This window comes from Microbacterium sp. STRO-1N, assembly GCF_057748015.1.
Genome location: NZ_CM173234.1, coordinates 3,074,141 through 3,090,613 on the forward strand (window position 1 = coordinate 3,074,141; position 16,473 = coordinate 3,090,613).

At 69.7% G+C, this 16,473-nt stretch carries 13 protein-coding genes; 3 read left to right on the forward strand and 10 right to left on the reverse strand.

What is annotated here, in order from left to right; genetic code table 11:
- Nucleotides 1-39 precede the first annotated feature (39 nt).
- From AC3ANJ_RS15050 to AC3ANJ_RS15075, 6 genes are all read right to left on the reverse strand, one after another.
- Nucleotides 40-1,077, reverse strand: a complete 1,038-nt coding sequence (locus AC3ANJ_RS15050; protein WP_488316982.1) for an alpha/beta hydrolase — start codon at nt 1,075-1,077, stop codon at nt 40-42.
- Nucleotides 1,074-2,111 carry a hypothetical protein gene (locus tag AC3ANJ_RS15055; RefSeq protein WP_488316983.1) on the reverse strand — a complete coding sequence of 346 codons (1,038 nt, stop codon included), beginning with the start codon at nt 2,109-2,111 and terminating at the stop codon, nt 1,074-1,076. Before AC3ANJ_RS15055 ends, AC3ANJ_RS15050 begins: the two co-directional genes overlap by 4 nt.
- 199 nt (nt 2,112-2,310) lie before the next feature.
- Nucleotides 2,311-3,681 carry an FAD-dependent oxidoreductase gene (locus tag AC3ANJ_RS15060; RefSeq protein WP_488316984.1) on the reverse strand — a complete coding sequence of 457 codons (1,371 nt, stop codon included), beginning with the start codon at nt 3,679-3,681 and terminating at the stop codon, nt 2,311-2,313.
- Between the two features lie 35 nt (nt 3,682-3,716).
- The gene (locus AC3ANJ_RS15065) at nt 3,717-4,778 is read right to left on the reverse strand and encodes a polyprenyl synthetase family protein (protein ID WP_488316985.1); all 1,062 of its coding nucleotides are present in this window, start codon (nt 4,776-4,778) and stop codon (nt 3,717-3,719) included.
- Between the two features lie 35 nt (nt 4,779-4,813).
- Nucleotides 4,814-5,581, reverse strand: a complete 768-nt coding sequence (locus tag AC3ANJ_RS15070; protein ID WP_488319291.1) for a class I SAM-dependent methyltransferase — start codon at nt 5,579-5,581, stop codon at nt 4,814-4,816.
- Between the two features lie 121 nt (nt 5,582-5,702).
- Nucleotides 5,703-6,305, reverse strand: coding sequence for a DUF402 domain-containing protein (locus AC3ANJ_RS15075; protein WP_488316986.1), 603 nt, complete (start codon nt 6,303-6,305; stop codon nt 5,703-5,705).
- A 168-nt stretch (nt 6,306-6,473) separates the two neighbouring features.
- Here AC3ANJ_RS15075 and AC3ANJ_RS15080 point away from each other — a divergent pair, with 168 nt between their 5' ends.
- Nucleotides 6,474-7,718 (forward strand): isochorismate synthase, encoded by a 1,245-nt coding sequence (locus AC3ANJ_RS15080; protein WP_488316987.1) that lies wholly within the window; start codon nt 6,474-6,476, stop codon nt 7,716-7,718.
- Between the two features lie 261 nt (nt 7,719-7,979).
- Here AC3ANJ_RS15080 and AC3ANJ_RS15085 read toward each other — a convergent pair whose 3' ends face one another.
- The 3 genes from AC3ANJ_RS15085 to AC3ANJ_RS15095 are packed head-to-tail and all read right to left on the reverse strand — an operon-like array spanning nt 7,980 to nt 10,918.
- The gene (locus AC3ANJ_RS15085; RefSeq protein WP_488316988.1) at nt 7,980-8,834 is read right to left on the reverse strand and encodes a PPK2 family polyphosphate kinase; all 855 of its coding nucleotides are present in this window, start codon (nt 8,832-8,834) and stop codon (nt 7,980-7,982) included.
- A 48-nt stretch (nt 8,835-8,882) separates the two neighbouring features.
- Nucleotides 8,883-10,577 carry a 2-succinyl-5-enolpyruvyl-6-hydroxy-3-cyclohexene-1-carboxylic-acid synthase gene (gene menD / locus AC3ANJ_RS15090; RefSeq protein ID WP_488316989.1) on the reverse strand — a complete coding sequence of 565 codons (1,695 nt, stop codon included), beginning with the start codon at nt 10,575-10,577 and terminating at the stop codon, nt 8,883-8,885.
- Complete coding sequence (locus AC3ANJ_RS15095) at nt 10,574-10,918, reverse strand: PLD nuclease N-terminal domain-containing protein (protein ID WP_488316990.1); 345 nt, start codon at nt 10,916-10,918, stop codon at nt 10,574-10,576. The genes menD and AC3ANJ_RS15095 overlap by 4 nt, the downstream gene beginning before the upstream one ends.
- 185 nt (nt 10,919-11,103) lie before the next feature.
- On the opposite strand from AC3ANJ_RS15095, the gene AC3ANJ_RS15100 reads away from it, so the two are divergent.
- Nucleotides 11,104-12,147, forward strand: a complete 1,044-nt coding sequence (locus AC3ANJ_RS15100) for an iron-containing redox enzyme family protein (RefSeq protein WP_488316991.1) — start codon at nt 11,104-11,106, stop codon at nt 12,145-12,147.
- Nucleotides 12,144-12,347 (forward strand): CDGSH iron-sulfur domain-containing protein, encoded by a 204-nt coding sequence (locus AC3ANJ_RS15105; protein WP_488316992.1) that lies wholly within the window; start codon nt 12,144-12,146, stop codon nt 12,345-12,347. The genes AC3ANJ_RS15100 and AC3ANJ_RS15105 overlap by 4 nt, the downstream gene beginning before the upstream one ends.
- Before the next feature lie 51 nt (nt 12,348-12,398).
- On the opposite strand, the gene AC3ANJ_RS15110 is transcribed toward AC3ANJ_RS15105, so the two are convergent.
- On the reverse strand, nt 12,399-16,289 hold the full coding sequence (locus AC3ANJ_RS15110) for an SdrD B-like domain-containing protein (RefSeq protein ID WP_488316993.1): 3,891 nt from the start codon (nt 16,287-16,289) through the stop codon (nt 12,399-12,401).
- Nucleotides 16,290-16,473 lie beyond the last annotated feature (184 nt).

Genomic DNA, 16,473 nt, shown 5'->3' on the forward strand with positions numbered 1-16,473 from the left:
CCGTGATTCGTCCGGGCCAGAGGGGCTGCGGCGGCCGAGTCAGCGGACCGACGCCACCCACCCCGTGACCCACCGGTCCAACCGGCGATAGGCGTCCTCGCGCGCCTCATGCCGGGACAGGAACACGTCGTGCAGGGCCCCGTCGATCCGCTCGACCGTCACGGACGGCCCGAGCTTCAGCGCGGCCCTGGCGATGTCGTCGACGACGAGGACGCTGTCGGCACGCGTCAGATCGTCCGACCATCGCGTCGGCACGGCCGTCCGCGCCGAGAGCAGAACGCACACGGGGGCATCGATCGAGAGACCCGCGGCGACCTTCGCGTGCCCGGCGAGGATCGCATGCAGCCACCCCGTGTGCACCGGCATCGTCTGCTCCGGGCGCCAGGCGAGATTCACCTCCACCGGATCATCGGGATCCGCCGCCTCCGCCTGCGCCCGCGTGTAGAAGCCGAGATCCACCTGGGGCACAGCATCCAGAGGCCGCACCCGTGCGCCCCAGCCGACCACCGGCGCGATCGCCTGCCTGACCGACCCGAGCTGGAATTCCAGCCACGGCGAATTGAGGATCACTGCAGCCGCGCGCCCCGGATTGCGGGACGCCCACAGGCTCAGGATCAGCCCGCCGGTCGAGTGCCCGAGCAGGAGGAGGCGACGCCCGGATGCCGCAGCATCCGCCATCGCGTCCAGAGCCGCCGCGATGTCCTCGTCGTAGGTCGCGAGGTCGGCGATGTACCCGGGGGTCTGCCCGTCGCGCAGGCTCCGACCGTACTTGCGCAGATCCAGCGCGAAGAAGCGCGCGCCGCGTGCCGTCCAGAACCGCGCCAGGCGCTTCTGGAAGAAGTAGTCCGACCAGCCGTGCACATACAGCACGTCGACATCGGCGAGATCGGGAGCGGGTGCGGTGACGGGCTGACCGCGCAACCGGCGCACGAACCGGTCCCATCCGCTCGGCTCCTCCGGGGCCGTGGGCAGCGCGCGCACGAGGGTCGCGAGGACGTCGCCCTCGGCATCCGACCCGAGCGGCAGCGTCAGCTGCTCGAACTCGTCACCGAGGATGTCGGGAGCCCAACCGGTCATGATCCGAGCGCCGTCATATTGGCTGCGACGATCGGAGCCACCGACATCAGATCGTCCACGGATCGGCCGGCGGCGGACACCCGGACCCAGTCGTCGCCGACCACGACATCGATGAACGGCAGGTCGTCGTAATACTCGTCCTCGCCGGAATACGCCGCATCCGCACCCTCGATGTCGACCGCGGAGCGTCCGGTCGGCAACGCGGCCGCCCAACGCCCGGCCGGCAGCGACGTGAGGGTCAGAAAGTGCTCTCCTTCGTACGAACCAGGGGCGTCGTTGTACAGGCAGGCGCGGGCGCCGTCGCGGTTCCAGTACATCGAAGCAGGAATGCCCCACCCTCCGAAATCCTCGTCGAGCTTCGCCGGTACGTCCCACGCCGCTGCGAGGGCTTCCGGCGCGAGCAGCTGTTCGCATTCGGCATCCGCGATCGGGCTCGGCACGATCTCGAAGGGTTTCGCCGTCTCGGAAGCCTGTGCAGCCAGACCGGCGATGGCCGCGTGCACCGGCTCCAGGTCGGCCCCGGTGATCTCTGGCGCCCAGACCGCCGCCTCCATGAGCACGTCGCCGTCGCGGACGACGATCGCACAGTGACCATCGTCGCATCGCGAGGACTGATCCCAGTCGGTGTAACCGTTGGCAGCGAGGTCGTCGAGGGCCGCCTGCGCGCCGGGGTTCGCGGTGATCTGCCACGACGTCTCGCCGTCGTCGTACGCGCAGACCACACCGCCTGCTCGGGCGAACATGTACTGCGCCGGCCCCGGGTACCAGCTGGGCGAGCCCTTCAGCCACAGGTGCTCGGTGACGGGTGCCGACGGGATGCCGAAGAGATCCGTCATCGCGAACACCACGTCATCGCAGGGCAGGTCGAACGCCGCCTGCGGCGCCCAGGCGGGCTCCGTTGTCGGCGTCGGAGTCGGCGTCGACGTCTCGACGGCGTCCGGCGTCGGTTCCGGGGTCGGCGGGACCGGCGCGCATCCGGCCGCCGCGACGAGCACGGCAGCCAGCATCGGAACCCACCAGCTGCGACGGAACATGACGCCAGACTAGGCCACGCGAGGGCTCGGTCGCGGGAGCCCGGTCACGCGTCGGGCGACCTCTCGGCGTCCGGCGTCACCCCAGCTGTGACCGAACCGCAGATCGGTCACAGCTCGGGCGGATTGCGCCGGCATCCACCCACCGCGACCGTGACCCGGCACGGCGGGCCAGCAGGCCGACCACCAGACCGAAGCCGGCTCAGTCCCGGGAGATCTGCACCATATCGTCGCGGTCGACGACCTTGATGCGCGCGCGATCGTGCGGAGCGCCCAGTGCGATCTCGTGCTGGTCGAGGCGGTGCCAGCCGTCCAGGTCGGTCCAGGTGACATTCCGCGACGCGAGCAGCGAGGGAATCGCCTCCTCGGACGGATCCTCCGGCTGCCACCACGAACCCTGGTCGTTCACGAGGTGCTGCACGGTCTCCATGGCGTCGGACTTCGTGTGCCCGATCAGGCCCACCGGTCCGCGCTTGATCCATCCGGTCGCGTAGACGCCGGGGACGCGCTCGTTGGAGTCCTTCGCGAGCACCTGACCCTCGTGGTTCGGGATCACACCGTGCTTCTTGTCGAACGGCACATCCTTCAGCGGCGACCCGAAGTAGCCGATCGCGCGGTACAGCTGACCGATCGCGATCTCGCGCATCTCGCCCGTGCCCTGGACTCCGCCGGATCCGTCCGGCTGGGTGCGCTCGTAGACGATCGCGGCGACGCGGCCCGAGGCGTCCTTCTTGATCTCCACCGGGCGCGCCCAGAAGTGCAGGTGCAGGCGACGGGATGCCTCGCCACCGGCGTTGTTCGCGCCTGGGCGGGTGCGCCACTGCTGCAGGACGCGATCGATGACCTTGACCTGCTTGTTGCTCTCGACAGCCGCTCTGGACGCGTCGTCGTAGTCGAAGTCCTCGTCGTACACGACCATGTCGACGTCGCGCAGCTCGCCGAGCTCGCGCAGCTCGAGCGGGGTGAACTTCACCTGGGCAGGGCCTCGACGACCGAACACGTGCACGTCGGTGACCTTCGACGCCTCGAGACCGGCGTGGACGTTGTCCGGGATCTCGGTCGGCAGCAGATCCTCGGCGTGCTTGGCGAGGATGCGCGCCACGTCGAGCGCGACGTTGCCGTTGCCGAGCACAGCGACCGACTCGGCGTCCAACGTCCAGTCGCGTGGGACGTCCGGGTGCCCGTCGAACCAGCTGACGAAGTCGGCGGCGCCGAAGGAGCCCTCCGCGTCGACGCCGGGGATGTCCAGGCTCGTGTCGCGGATCGCGCCGGTGGCGAAGATCACCGCGTTGTAGTGCTTCTTGAGGTCGGCCATGGTGATGTCCTCACCGAAGCGGACGTTGCCGAAGATGCGGATGTCGCCGCGGTCGAGCACGTCCCGCAGCGCGTTGATGACGCCCTTGATTCGCGGATGATCCGGCGCGACGCCATACCGGACCAGTCCGTACGGCGCGGGGAGCTGCTCGAACAGATCGATCGACACGTCGAAGGAGCGCTCGGTCTTGAGCAGGATGTCAGCAGCGTAGATGCCTGCCGGGCCTGCCCCGACGATGGCCAGCCTGAGCTTGGTCATGTTTCCCTTTCGGATGCTGCGGCGACCGGCGAGCGTCAGCTGCTGCGGTCGGCGAGGGTATCGGCGAAGCGCGTCAGCGCCTCGCGCACGGTGCCCTTCGGGAGCGGAGCGAGCACGGCGATCGCGTCGTTCGTCCACGTGCGGGCGAGTTCGAGAGTCTGCTGCGTGACGGCATGGTCGCGCAGCTCGGCCAACGGCTGATCCAGGATGCTCGGGTCGGTGCCCTCGGCGATGCGTGCGACGCCGTCGTCGATACGGGCCGCGAGGGCCTGCGCCTCGGCATCCGCCCTCGCCTTGAGGAGGAGGTACGGCATCGTGGGAACCCCGGCGCGGAGGTCGGTGCCCGGGACCTTGCCGGTGTCCTCCGGCTTGGCCGACAGATCGATCACGTCGTCGATGAGCTGGAAGGCCACGCCGACCTTCTCGCCGTAGACGCGCAGCGGCTCGTGGTACTCCTCCGGCGCGTTGGCGAACAGCGCGCCGGCCTGCGTCGCGGCGGCGATGAGGGATCCGGTCTTGTCTGCCAGGACCTGGATGTAGAACTCGATCGGGTCATCGCCCGGCTGCGCGCCGACGGTCTCGTGCAGCTGGCCGAGGACCAGGCGCTCGAACGTGTCGGCCTGGAGGCGGATGGCGCGGTCGCCGTACCGCGACATGAGCTGGCTGGCACGGGAGAACAGGATGTCTCCGGTGAGGATCGCCACGCTGTTGCCCCACACCGCGTGCGCGGCTGGTACGCCGCGGCGGCGGTCGGCGCCGTCCATGACGTCGTCGTGGTAGAGCGAGCCGAGGTGCGTCATCTCCAGCGCCTTGGCGATGTCGATGACCGCAGTGGTGTTGCCGTCGCCGAGCTGGGCGGTCAGCAGCGTCAGCACCGGGCGCACCCGCTTGCCGCCCGCTTCGAGGAGGTAGCGGCTCGCGGCATCCGCCACGGAATCCGCGACCCGGAGGTCGACCGCGAGTCCTTCTTCGACCAGTTCGAGGCCGTCTTCGATCTCCCGCGCCACGCGTCGGGCGGCAGGGCCGATGAAGACGCGGTCGCTGAAACCGAGTCGGCTCGCCAGGCGCGAACCCGGAGCGGTGGGGCTCGAAGTCACGTTCTCAGCCTACCCGTACCGTCTGTGTCGATCGGTCAGTCCGTTTCGGAGGCCGGCCGGGTCGACGCGGCCGCGGCGCGCGTCTTCGGCTTGGTCGCGCGCTTCGCCCTGGGTGCAGGCTTCGGCGCGGATTCGGGTGCCACGGCCTTCGGCTTGGTCGCGCGATGCAGCGCGACGATGCCGAGGCTGAGATCGCGGTGGGCGACGTCGATCCAGCCGGCCTCGCGGATCCAGGCGGCGAGCGCCTTCTGGTCAGGCCAGTCTCGGATCGACTCGTTCAGGTAGTCGTAGGCCTCGCTGTTCGTCCCGGCCAGGCGCGCCACGCGCGGCAGGATCTGCGCGTTGTAGAACCGGTAGAGCACGCGGAACAGCGGGTTCGGCGGCGTCGAGAACTCGTTGATCAGCAGTCGGCCGCCGGGCTTGGTCACCCGGTAGAGCTCGCGGATCGCCTTCTTCGGATCCTGGACGTTGCGCAGGCTGTAGGACATCGTGACGGCGTCGAACTCGGCGTCCTCGAACGGCAGATTCGTGGCGTCGGCTTCGACGAACGACAGGTTCGGCAGGTGACCGTGGCGACGACGGCCCTCCGCCAGCATCCCCGGCGAGAAGTCGGCCGCGACGACCTCGGCTCCGCTGCGGGCGAGGGCTGCCGAGGACGACGCCGTTCCGGCCCCGAGGTCGAGGATGCGCTCGCCCGGCTTCGGGCCGACCGCACGGGTGGATGCCGCGCGCCACAACGCGTCGTTGCCGAACGTCATGACGATGTTGGTGCGGTCGTAACCCGCCGCGACCTGATCGAACATGCCGCTGACGCGCGATGGGTCCTTGCCGAGATCGGCGCGATTGGGCTCAGTCACGAGGTCCAGTCTAGGCAACCCGCCCATTCGTCGGACGAGCCCCCACTCGTTCGTTGAGCGAGTGGACTCAACGAGCGAGGGGACGATCGAGGCCGAGCGCCACGAGGCGGTCGAGCCAGGCATCCCCTGTGGCGTCGTCGAACGGAGCCACCTGGCGCCGCACCCGGTCCTCGAGGTCGAGGGTCAGCGCCTCCAGACGCTCGATGACGTCGGCGGGGTATCCGTACCTGGCGCTGTGCTCTGCCCACTCGTCGCGGTCGTCGACGTACGTGCCCTCGTCATTCGTGCGCCGGATGACGTCGAGGTCCATATCGATGCCGGTGGCCAGCAGCGGGCTCTCCCAGCGGACAGCCCAGGCGATGTCGATGTAGATGCGGAGGTCCCGCGGATGATCACGGTTCACGGTCAACGCGTACTCCGCGGCAGCGGGGATCAGCGTGACCTTGTTGCGCTGACCGACGTGGTCGACGGCGGGGATCAGCGTGACGTTCGGGACGTCCGCATCGAACGCGGCGCCGGGGCGGACGCTGTGGAACCCCACCGGCTGACCGACCCAGTCACCCCAGGCATCCGATCCGAGATAGACGCACTCGTGACGCCAGTGCGGCGAGCCGTCCCACTTGCGCCACTGGAAGATCATCTCGGTGCCGGGTGCGGGGCGGTCGCTCATCGTGCCAGCCTATGCGGCGCTGCGCTCCGCAGACGGGCACAGCTGATCGGAAAACGCGGACCACATGCGCGCTGCACGGCGTGTCCCGACTCGACACGCTGCCCGCGCCTCGGACGGTCCTGGTTTTCCCCCGACGGGCGGTGTCCGGCACCGCCGTATCCTGGAAGGGTGAGCAACAGCCTGGTCGTGCAGACCCGCGAGATCGAACCCGTCGAAGATCTGCTGGTCCATGCCGACCCCGCCGCTCCCCTCGCCTGGCTGCGTCGCGGCGACGGATTCGTCGCGGCAGGATCCGGTGTCGCCGCCGTGATCCGCGTCCCCGCCGGCGTCGGTCCGTCCCGTGCTGCGATCGCCTCGGAAGCCTGGCGCGCCCTCTGCGCGGATGCCGAGATCGACGACACTGTGAACCTCCCCGGGTCGGGACTCGTGGCGTTCGGCACTCTCACCTTCGACGAGGATTCGGCCGTCGACAGCATCCTGATCGTGCCGTCGATCATCGTGGGCAAGCGCCACGGACGCAGCTGGATCACCCGCATCAGCGCCGACGCCCCGCTCGCCGAGAGCGAGTACGGACCGCACTGGGCAGGCACCGTCGGTCCCGGCGCGCAGACGCCGGAGGGGTACCAGGCGTCGGTCGAGGCGGCCCTCGACCGCATCGCCGCCGGGGAGCTCAGCAAAGTCGTCCTCGCGCGCGATCTCGCCGGAACGATCCCGGCCGGCTCCGACCTGCGTCGCCTGGTCCGCGCCCTCTCGACCGGATACCCCGACACCTGGACCTTCGCGGTCGACGGGCTGATCGGCGCGAGCCCGGAGACCCTCGTCACCGCACAGCACGGCAGCGTGACCGCGCGCGTCCTCGCCGGAACGATCGGACGCGGTGCGGACCCGGATGCCGACACGGTCGCCTCGGCATCCCTCGCCTCCAGCACGAAGGATCTCGACGAGCACCAGTACGCCGTGCAGAGCCTGCTGGTGTCGTTGCGCCCGCACGTGCGCGCGATGGCGGCGAGCGAGCAGCCTTTCCTGTTGAAGCTGCCGAACCTGTTCCACCTCGCGACCGACGTCGAGGGCGAGCTGGCCGACGGGGAGTCCGCGCTGGATCTGGTCGGCGCGCTGCATCCGACCGCCGCGGTGGCCGGGACGCCGACGGATGCCGCGATCGCCGCGATCCGCGAGCTCGAGCCGTTCGATCGGGGCCGCTACGCCGGCCCGGTCGGGTGGGTGGATGCCCAGGGCAACGGCGAATGGGCCATCGCCCTGCGCTGCGCCCAGTTCGACGCGGATGCCGCAGCGGATGCCCCGATCGCCGTCACCGCGTATGCCGGCGCGGGAATCGTCGCCGGCAGCGATCCGGAGACGGAGCTGCTCGAGACGCGCGTGAAGTTCCGCCCGCTGGTCGACGCGCTGGCGTAGGGGCGCTTCCGGCCTCTTGCGGGGGGCGCTTCTGGTCGCGTCGCACGCCCCGAGGCGACCACACGCGGCACCTCCCCGACAGGACACCGCCCCCGCCCACCACCAGGGGACGCAAATGGTCGCGTCGCACGCGCCGAGGCGACCACACGCGACACCTCCCCGACGGGACACCGCCCCCGCCCACCACCAGGGGACGCAAATGGTCGCATTGCACGCCCCCAGGCGACCACACGCGACACCTCCTCGGCGACAGGGGCACGCTCAGCTCGCGGCGAGGCGCGCCTTCTCCGCGGCGACGTCGAAGTCCGCCGCCGGCCACTGCGGGTCGATGTCCTGCAGCGCGGCGAGCAGCAGCTCCTGCACGGCGAGACGCGCGTACCACTTGCGGTTCGCCGGCACGACATACCAGGGCGCGGCATCCGTCGACGTCCGGTCGAACACGGTCTGGTAGGCGTCCATGTACGCGGGCCACAGCATCCGCTCGTCGACGTCACCGGGGTTGTATTTCCAGTGCTTGTCCGGGCGATCGAGCCGCTCCATGAGGCGCTCCTTCTGCTCATCCGGCGAGATGTGCAGCATGACCTTGACGATCCGGGTTCCGGATGCCGCGACCCGCGCCTCGAACTCGTTGATCGCGTCGTAGCGTCGCTCGATCTCCGCGGCATCCGCAAGGGACCGGACCTTGCCGATCAGGACATCCTCGTAGTGCGAGCGGTCGAACACGCCGATGTAGCCGGGCGAGGGCAGTCGCTTCTCGACCCGCCAGAGGAAGTCCTGCGCGCGCTCCTCCTCGGTGGGCGCCTTGAACGCGGCGAGTTCGATGCCCTGCGGGTCGACACCGCCGACCACGTGCCGGACGATTCCGCCCTTGCCCGCGGAGTCCATCGCCTGCAGCACGAGCAGCACGGCATCCTGCGTCTTTCCGGCACGGCTCTCGGCCCACAGTCGCTCCTGCAGTTCGTCCAGGTCGTGCACGCGGGTGGCGAGATCCTGATGGCCGCGAAGCTTGTCGCCGTCGTATCCCGGGGTGCCGTGCGGATCGACATCCGCGAGGCGGAACCCCTCGCTCACGCGCAAGACTTCGGATGCGTCGGCGTGCCAGCCGTGTGTGCTCATGCGCCCATCATGCCGGATGCCCGGGTTCGCGCGGGGGCTCGGGCTCGGTCAGCGCTCGAGCGGGACTTCGATGAGCTGGCGCCCACCGGCCGGAGTCGTGAGCGCCTGATCGAGCGCCGACCGGGTCGTGACCCGCTGATACTCCCAGCCGTACGCGCGCGCCAGGTGCTCGATCCCCACCGTGTGCGGGGTGTAGAAAGCGCGATCGAGGTCCTCACCCTGGGCATCGGATGCGACCTCGAGCGAATCGAAGATCGTCCCCCCGCGGTCGTTGCCGACGATCACCTGCAGGCGCGGTTCGGGCTCGTCCGGCGGGAGCAGGAGCGAACCGACGTCATGCAGCAGCGTGAGGTCGCCGAGCAGCACGCGGGTGATGCCCGCGGCGCCGGCGGCCCGGCTCGCGATCGCGATGCCCATGGCTGTGGCGATCGTGCCGTCGATTCCGGCGAGGCCACGGTTGGCGTGCACCGGGACCTTCTTGCCCGGCAGCACCGCGTCCGCGACGCGGACGAGTCGGGAGGAACCGAACACGAGCCGGTCGTGCGGCCAGGTCGCCCGCCAGACGGCATCGGCGAGCAGCGCCCTGTCCACGGGCCGGCGGACGGCGGCGAGTTCGGCGCTGACCGCATCGCGTCTGATCGCCGCATCGGCGGAGAGCAGGCCGTCGGTGTCCGGTGCCGGATCGGACAGATCGACGGATGCCGTGGCCGACGCCGCCCGCCACGCACCGAGCCACGAGCGGTCGGTCTCGCCTTCGGCCACCACGACGGATGCCGCGGAGGTCGTCCGCCCGTTGAGATTCAGCGCCTCGCCGCCGGACTGCACTGCCATGACGTCGACGTCGGCTCGGCGCAGCAGGGCGGTCACCTCGCGGCTGAGCGTCGGATGCCCGAACACGATCACGCGCTGGATGCGGCCCCCGAGCTGCGGATCGCGCAGGAGTGCACGATACCCGTGCACAAGATTGCGTCCGAAGCGCGCTCCGCTGACGATCTCCGCGATGAGCGGCCAGTCGCCGGCGTGCGCTGCGGCCTCGGCGTCCGGACCCGCATCGGCGCCGGCGACGACCAGTGTCCGTGGCCCGTGGTGCACTCTGAGCGGCGGCATCGGGGCCGTGCTGGGGGCCGGCCCCGGCGTCGCCGTCACAGACGATGCGAGAGCCGCCGACAGCGGCTCTCGGGACGGGAGGTTCAGATGAACCGGACCTGCGACGCCCATGATCGGTGCCGCGGTCGGCCGGGTGGGATCGTCGACGGCACCGAGCGCGACCGATACCGCCCGCTCGCCGAGCGCCGCCCAGTCGAACGCGTCGTCGTCGCCCGGCACGGGTGCGTCGAGGCTGAGTCGCGCGAACGGTGCGAACAGCCCGGGTTGGATGGTCGCCTGATTCGCGCCGACTCCTCGCAGCTCCGGCGGACGGTCTGCAGTCAGCAGCAGCAGGGGCACTCCGGCGTGGAACGCCTCCATCGCGGCGGGCAGCAGATTCGCCACCGCGGTTCCGGACGTGCAGACGATCGCCACCGGCGCCCGCTGCTCACGGGCGATGCCCAGGGCCGTGAAGCCCGCGACCCGCTCGTCGATCCGCACGTGCACGCGCAGCGAACCCTGTCGGGCGAAGTGCGTCGCGGCGAGCGCGAGCGCCTGCGAGCGCGACCCCGGTGAGAGCACGACATCGCGCACGCCGTGCGCGATGAGCGACGCGATCAGGGACGCCGCGGCATCCGTGGCCGGTGAGGCCGTCACGACCGTGGTTCCGCCGGGCCGTCGTTCTCGTCGTCCAGGCGGGCGAGTTCTTCCTCAAGACGGCGGATGCGGTCGTCCTGCTCGGTCTTGCTGATGCTGCGCAGGAACTCGGGGTCGTCATCCGGTGCGACCGAGCGTGCCACGCCCTTGCCGCCGGCGCGGAAGCGGCCGATCGTGAACCAGAGGATGCCGCCGATGACAGGAATCAGGACCACGATCGCGATCCAGACGCCCTTGGACACGCCACGATGTCGCGTCGCCGGCTGCACCGCGCAGTCGACGATGCTGAACACCCAGAAGACGAGGGCCAGCAGGCCTCCGATGAACAACAGTCGAACCACGCCCTCAGTCTAGGCCGCTTGTCTGCGCGTCGGCCCCCAACGACGATGTCGGCCCCGCACGAGCTCGGCTCGTAGCCTGTCCCCCGGCCGCCGGTCAAGGCCGTTCCCGCCCCGGGCCGCAAACGACAGACTGCGGAGACACCAGGATCGGGTCGCGCCGATCGCATCCAGGATCGGAGATCATCGTGACGCTCACTGCTGTCGCCCCCGCCGTCCACCTCCCGTTCTCCGGACGCGGCCCGCTCAGCGAGGCCGTCCTGCAGCACCTCGGCGGTGGACCCGCCGACCTCGACCACGGCGAACTGGCCGGACGGGCGCTCGCGCAGACCCCGGATATCGTCCGCGACGACGACATCCAGCTCGCCCTCTTCGCCCTGTACGCCTCCTCCTACGGCTCGATCGAGTCGTTCTCGCCGGACAAGGAGTGGGACCCGGAGCTGATCGCGACGCGACGGATGCTGGAGGAGCGGTTCGAGCAGGCGCTGCGAGCGCAGGTTCCGCAGCCCGACCTGCCACCGCGCACCGCCGACGCCGTCGCCCGGTCGCTGTTCGCGCTGACGGCGGCGGACTCCGGACCGAGCCTGTCGCGCCACCTCGCGAGAACGGCGACGGCGGAGCAGGCCAGGGAGTTCCTCATCCAGCGCTCCGTGTACACGCTGCGAGAAGCCGACCCCCACTCGTGGGCGATCCCCCGCCTGCAGGGGCGGGCCAAAGCCGCTCTGGTCGAGATCCAGGCCGACGAATACGGCGGCGGACGCCCTGAGCGCGTCCACGCGACGATCTTCGCGGCCTCCCTGCGCGGGGCAGGGCTGGACGACGCCTACGGGACCTACGTCGACGACGTTCCCGCTATCACCCTCGCCTCGCACAACATGATGTCGATGTTCGGGCTCAACCGGCGCCTGCTCGGAGCGATCGTCGGCCACCTCGCCGCGTTCGAGATGACGTCGTCGATCCCGAACCGCCTGTACGCCGACGGTCTGCGCCGGCTCGGCTTCGGAGACGACGTCACCGACTATTTCGACGAGCACGTCGAAGCGGATGCCGTCCACGAGCAGATCGCCGCCCGAGACCTCGCCGGCGCTCTCGCCGAGGACCGCCCTGACCTGCTGGCGGACATCATGTTCGGGGCCGCGGCCTGCCTGACGGTCGACGGCTGGGTCGGTCGGCACATGCTGGATGCCTGGTCCCGCGGCGAATCCTCGCTGCGAGCGGGGGCGAGCTCATGACCCGCGAGCGCGCGACCATCACGCCGTATCCGGACGGTCCGCTGCTCGTGCGCGGAGACGTCGACCTGCGCACACCGGAGGGTGAGCCCGTGCAGCGCAACCGGCGCACGGTCGCCCTGTGCCGGTGCGGACTGTCCGCGATCAAGCCGTTCTGCGATGGGACGCACAAGGCGGCCGGCTTCCGGACGGAGGGGGACTGAAGACCGGCCAGAACGGGACGGCGCGTTCGCGCCGTCCCGTTCGTCTGCACGTCAGGCCCTGCGGCGCCGCCAGAACAGGACCGCTCCACCCGCGAACAGCAGCACGAGCGCCGTCGCGGCCAGGCCCAGCGGGAGCGAACCGCCGGTGCGCGGCAGCTCGTTCACGCCCGGCGTACCCGGGTGAGCCGGGTCGACCCCGCCGATGTCGGGCGTCACCGGTGCGGGTTGCTCAGGCGTCACCGGAACGGTCGGGTCCGTCGGCCCCGGGTTCACCGGGTCGACGGGCTCCACGGGGTTCGTCGGCTCGACCGGGTCGGTCGGGTCCGTCGGATCCACCGGGTCGACCGGATCCACGGGGTCCGTCGGGTCCGTCGGGTCGACCGGATCAACCGGATCCACGGGATCCACCGGATCCACCGGGTCCACCGGGTCCACCGGATCCACCGGGTCCACCGGATCCACCGGGTCCACCGGATCCACGGGATCCACCGGGTCCACCGGGTCCACCGGATCCACCGGATCCACCGGATCCACCGGGTCCACGGGATCAACGGGATCCACCGGGTCGGTCGGGTCCGTCGGGTCGACCGGATCAACCGGGTCAACCGGATCCGTCGGGTCGACCGGATCAACCGGATCAACCGGATCCACCGGATCAACCGGCTCGTCCCGCACGATCACTCCGGCATCCCACGTCGGGTCGATGCCCTCCGTCGCCCGGACCTCGCCCCACGGATACTCGAGCGTGAGGCGCGTGTTGTCCTCGCCGAGCACGATCGTGGTGGTCAGACCCGTCGCCGGGTCGGCGTCGGAATCCGCAGCATCGTCATCCCCGGCATCCGCCGTGGTGAAGGTGTAGATCTCCTTCTGCTCATCGGTCAGGGTGAACTTCACCTGGTACTCCCCCGCCGGCAGCTCGTCGAACAGGTAGCGACCGAACTCGTCCGTCGTGGTCGTGCCGATCACCTCTCCGTCGCGGATGAGCTCGACAGTGACGCCCGGCAGCACCTGCTCGGACTCCTCCTGCGTGCCGTCCTTGTCCGCGTCGATCCAGACGACGTCGCCGATGGCGTACGTCCGCTCCGGTTCGACGGTCTCGCCTGGCGTGTTGAACAGCACGACGTCGGCCGAGCCGCCGTCCTCACCGACCACGATCCGGCTCGATTCCGCAGCCTTCTCGTATCCGGCCGGAGCGACGTCCTCGCGCAGCCAGTAGACACCGGGCTCCGCGACGACCGGAGTCGCCCCGTCCGCCGTGACGATCTTGCCGTCCGTGACGCGCAGGTCGCTCAGCACGACCGTGCTCTGATCCGCCCCGAGCACGGAGAACCGGGCATGGGCGTCCGTAATCATCTTCGCCGCGTTCGTGCTGTCGCGCTTGAGCAGGCTCAGCGGATAGTCGTTCGTCGGCGTGATGGTCGCGCCAGCCGCTCCGATCACGTTCGTGATGCCCATGTTCGGCTCGTGCTCGACGATGCGAACCGTGAAGTGCAGCGCGACCGTCTCGCCCGGCGTCACGCGACCGCGTTCGACGGTCACGGTCTCGGCATCCGCGTCGTACGAGGCGACGAGCTGCGAACCGGGAATCGCGTAGGTCGACCCATCGGTGGTCACCCCGGACGCTGCGTCATCCACGAATCCGACGAACTCGACGCCCTCCGGAAGCCGGTCGACGACGTCCTCGACCATGTTCGCGAAGGTGCCGTGCGGCATCAGCTCGACACGGTAGACGAACTCGTCCTGCACCAGCGCGCCCGTGTCGTCCGTCTCGACCCGCAGGTTCGAGGTGAAGGTGCCGGTCGCCGCGTCGTAGACGCGCTTGCGCACCTCCATCTCGTTGCCGTAGCTCGTGGCCGTCGTGCTCGAGCTCGACGTGTACACGAGCTCCTGATCGGCACCCTCGTAGCGCGCCGAGTTCACGACGTCGAGCGTCTGCTTGCCCTGCAGCACATGCGTGGGCAGCGAGATCGTGATGTTCCACGTCCCGGTGTACGGCGCAGGCGCCGACGCGCCCCAGGACGCATCCTTCGGGAACTCCGCGTTCGGGGCGATCACGAGGTCGCCGGCCTCATCGATCGACACGTCGAACGTGTCGCCGTCCAGCGGGTAGTTCCAGGCGTACGTCCCCGTGATCGACGCCTTGATCTGCGGCAGCGTCTCCTCCGTGACGTCGAACACGTCGTGATCGATGTCGTCGACGATGCGCGAAGTTGCGGCATCCCCCACGCCCTGACCGATCGTGAACGTGTACGGGATCAGCGCGGACGTCCCCGAGCTGACCGTGACGGTGCCGCCCTGGGTCGTCTTGGCGAACTTGCTCGGGTCGTCGACACCGTCGTCCGTGTTCTTCGGAACCGTGATGGTCGTCGACGCGCCCTTGGACTCGTAGCGGCCGTCCGCGTAGATGAAGTAGGCGTTGTTGTCGACGCGATACCGGGTCTCGTACTGCGTCTCGTACGTCGGCCACTGCGACAGCGACTCGATGGTCGCCTTCGCCGTGAGCGTGTAGCTCTTCGTGGTGTCCTTGCCGACGTTGAGGTAGATCGTCTGGCCGGACACGACGTAGGTGCCGACATACTCGTCGGCTGCGATCGCGGTCTCGGCATTGCCGGACAGATCGGATGCCGGGGTCAGCACGACCTCGTCGCCGTTCTGGTCCACCAGACGGAGGAAGCCCTCGTCGTCGATGTTCCACGACGCCTGATCAGCGAGCGTGTCGCGGATCACCACGTTGCGGTTCAGAGCGAACGGTCCGTCGGCGAAGTCCGCGAAAACGGTCAGGTCGGCACCCAGCGTGTACGTCACGGGGATGCCGTCGGTCAGGGTCGCACCTGCCGCGAGCTGCTCGTCGAGCGTAACGGCGGTGGGGTCGGCGGTCTTGCTGAACGCCTCGCCGGTGCCGGGGCGGTCCTGCCCCTTGACCGAGCCGCTGATGGTCGTGGTCGTCGTGCGCTTCTCGCCGTTGATCTCGGCGGCGTTGGTCAGCGCGACCGAGTAGCCGCCGCCATTGACCTTGTCGACGGCGTCGTACGCGGCCTGGAGCTCGTCCCGCACAGCGGCGAGCGCCTCGGCATCCGCGATCCGCGCCTTGTAGGCGAAGGTGTAGACCGAGTTGGCTTCGGCATCGAAGCCGTAGCTGAACGTCGTGCCCGAGATGGCGGGCAGGCCGTCGAGCTCGGTGATGACCGGGTTGAGGTCGTTCTCATCGCGGACGACCTTCGAACCGGACAGCGAACCGTCCACGAACGCCAGGTGCGCGCCGAGAGTGTCGGACAGCGTGATCTCACGAGCCTCGGCGCTCGAGATCGTCACGGTGTAGGGGATCTCGATGTCCAGGACGCTCTCGTCGAGGACGACCGTCCCGTCGACGACCGTGTGCGGGATCGACACCCAGGCGGCCGACTTGCTCGCGCCGGTCGCGGTGTCGCGCGGCGAGTCGCCCTGGTCGGTCACGATGACCGTCTGCGTGGTCTGCTCACCATCGACCTCCCAGACGAGATCGCGGACCTCGGACTGCTCGACCACGTCGACGGTGAACTGCAGATCCAGCACACCCTGGTTGACGTCGGTCGGGAACGGGTCCTTGAACGTCACGACCAGGTGTCCGGCGTCGTTCACCTCGAGTGATTCGACGGCGGTGTTGCCCGCCGGCACGACGAGCGCCGGATCGGGGATCGTGATCCCCTCGGGCAGCGTGATCTCGACCACCGCTCCGTCGTCCATGCTCCCGTAGCCGAGCTGCAGGTTGTACGTCCCGCCTTCGGTCAGCACCGGCATCCCGTTGTGCTCGCTTCCGGATTCCACCGGGAACAGCGTGACCTTGCCGCCCGCAGCGAACGCCGGCGTGCCGACGCCTCCGACGGCGAGCAGGGCGACCAGTATCCCGGCCAACCAGTGCATGAGAGTGCGCGCGCGAGGGCGCGCCGAATCGTCCTTGGACATTTTTCCCCTTTGTCCCCAACGCACGCCACCACAGCGCACGAACACACAGAAAGGCGCGTGACCTTCACGCGCCTTCGCGAGGTGCCGCGTGATGCGGCACACGAGTCGACGGGCCATTCGGGTGGCCCGTCACAGGGAGAGAGCGAGGAAGTGCCGAACTATTACGCGGAAGGCGCGAATCGAT

Excerpts from the sequence above, each read along its gene's own strand:
- AC3ANJ_RS15050 (WP_488316982.1), bottom strand. The coding sequence starts at position 1,077 with ATGACCGGTTGGGCTCCCGACATCCTCGGTGACGAGTTCGAGCAGCTG.
- AC3ANJ_RS15085 (WP_488316988.1), bottom strand. The coding sequence starts at position 8,834 with ATGAGCACACACGGCTGGCACGCCGACGCATCCGAAGTCTTGCGCGTG.
- AC3ANJ_RS15060 (WP_488316984.1), bottom strand. The coding sequence starts at position 3,681 with ATGACCAAGCTCAGGCTGGCCATCGTCGGGGCAGGCCCGGCAGGCATC.
- AC3ANJ_RS15075 (WP_488316986.1), bottom strand. The coding sequence starts at position 6,305 with ATGAGCGACCGCCCCGCACCCGGCACCGAGATGATCTTCCAGTGGCGC.
- AC3ANJ_RS15105 (WP_488316992.1), top strand. The coding sequence starts at position 12,144 with ATGACCCGCGAGCGCGCGACCATCACGCCGTATCCGGACGGTCCGCTG.
- AC3ANJ_RS15055 (WP_488316983.1), bottom strand. The coding sequence starts at position 2,111 with ATGTTCCGTCGCAGCTGGTGGGTTCCGATGCTGGCTGCCGTGCTCGTC.
- AC3ANJ_RS15070 (WP_488319291.1), bottom strand. The coding sequence starts at position 5,581 with ATGTTCGATCAGGTCGCGGCGGGTTACGACCGCACCAACATCGTCATG.
- AC3ANJ_RS15110 (WP_488316993.1), bottom strand. The coding sequence starts at position 16,289 with ATGTCCAAGGACGATTCGGCGCGCCCTCGCGCGCGCACTCTCATGCAC.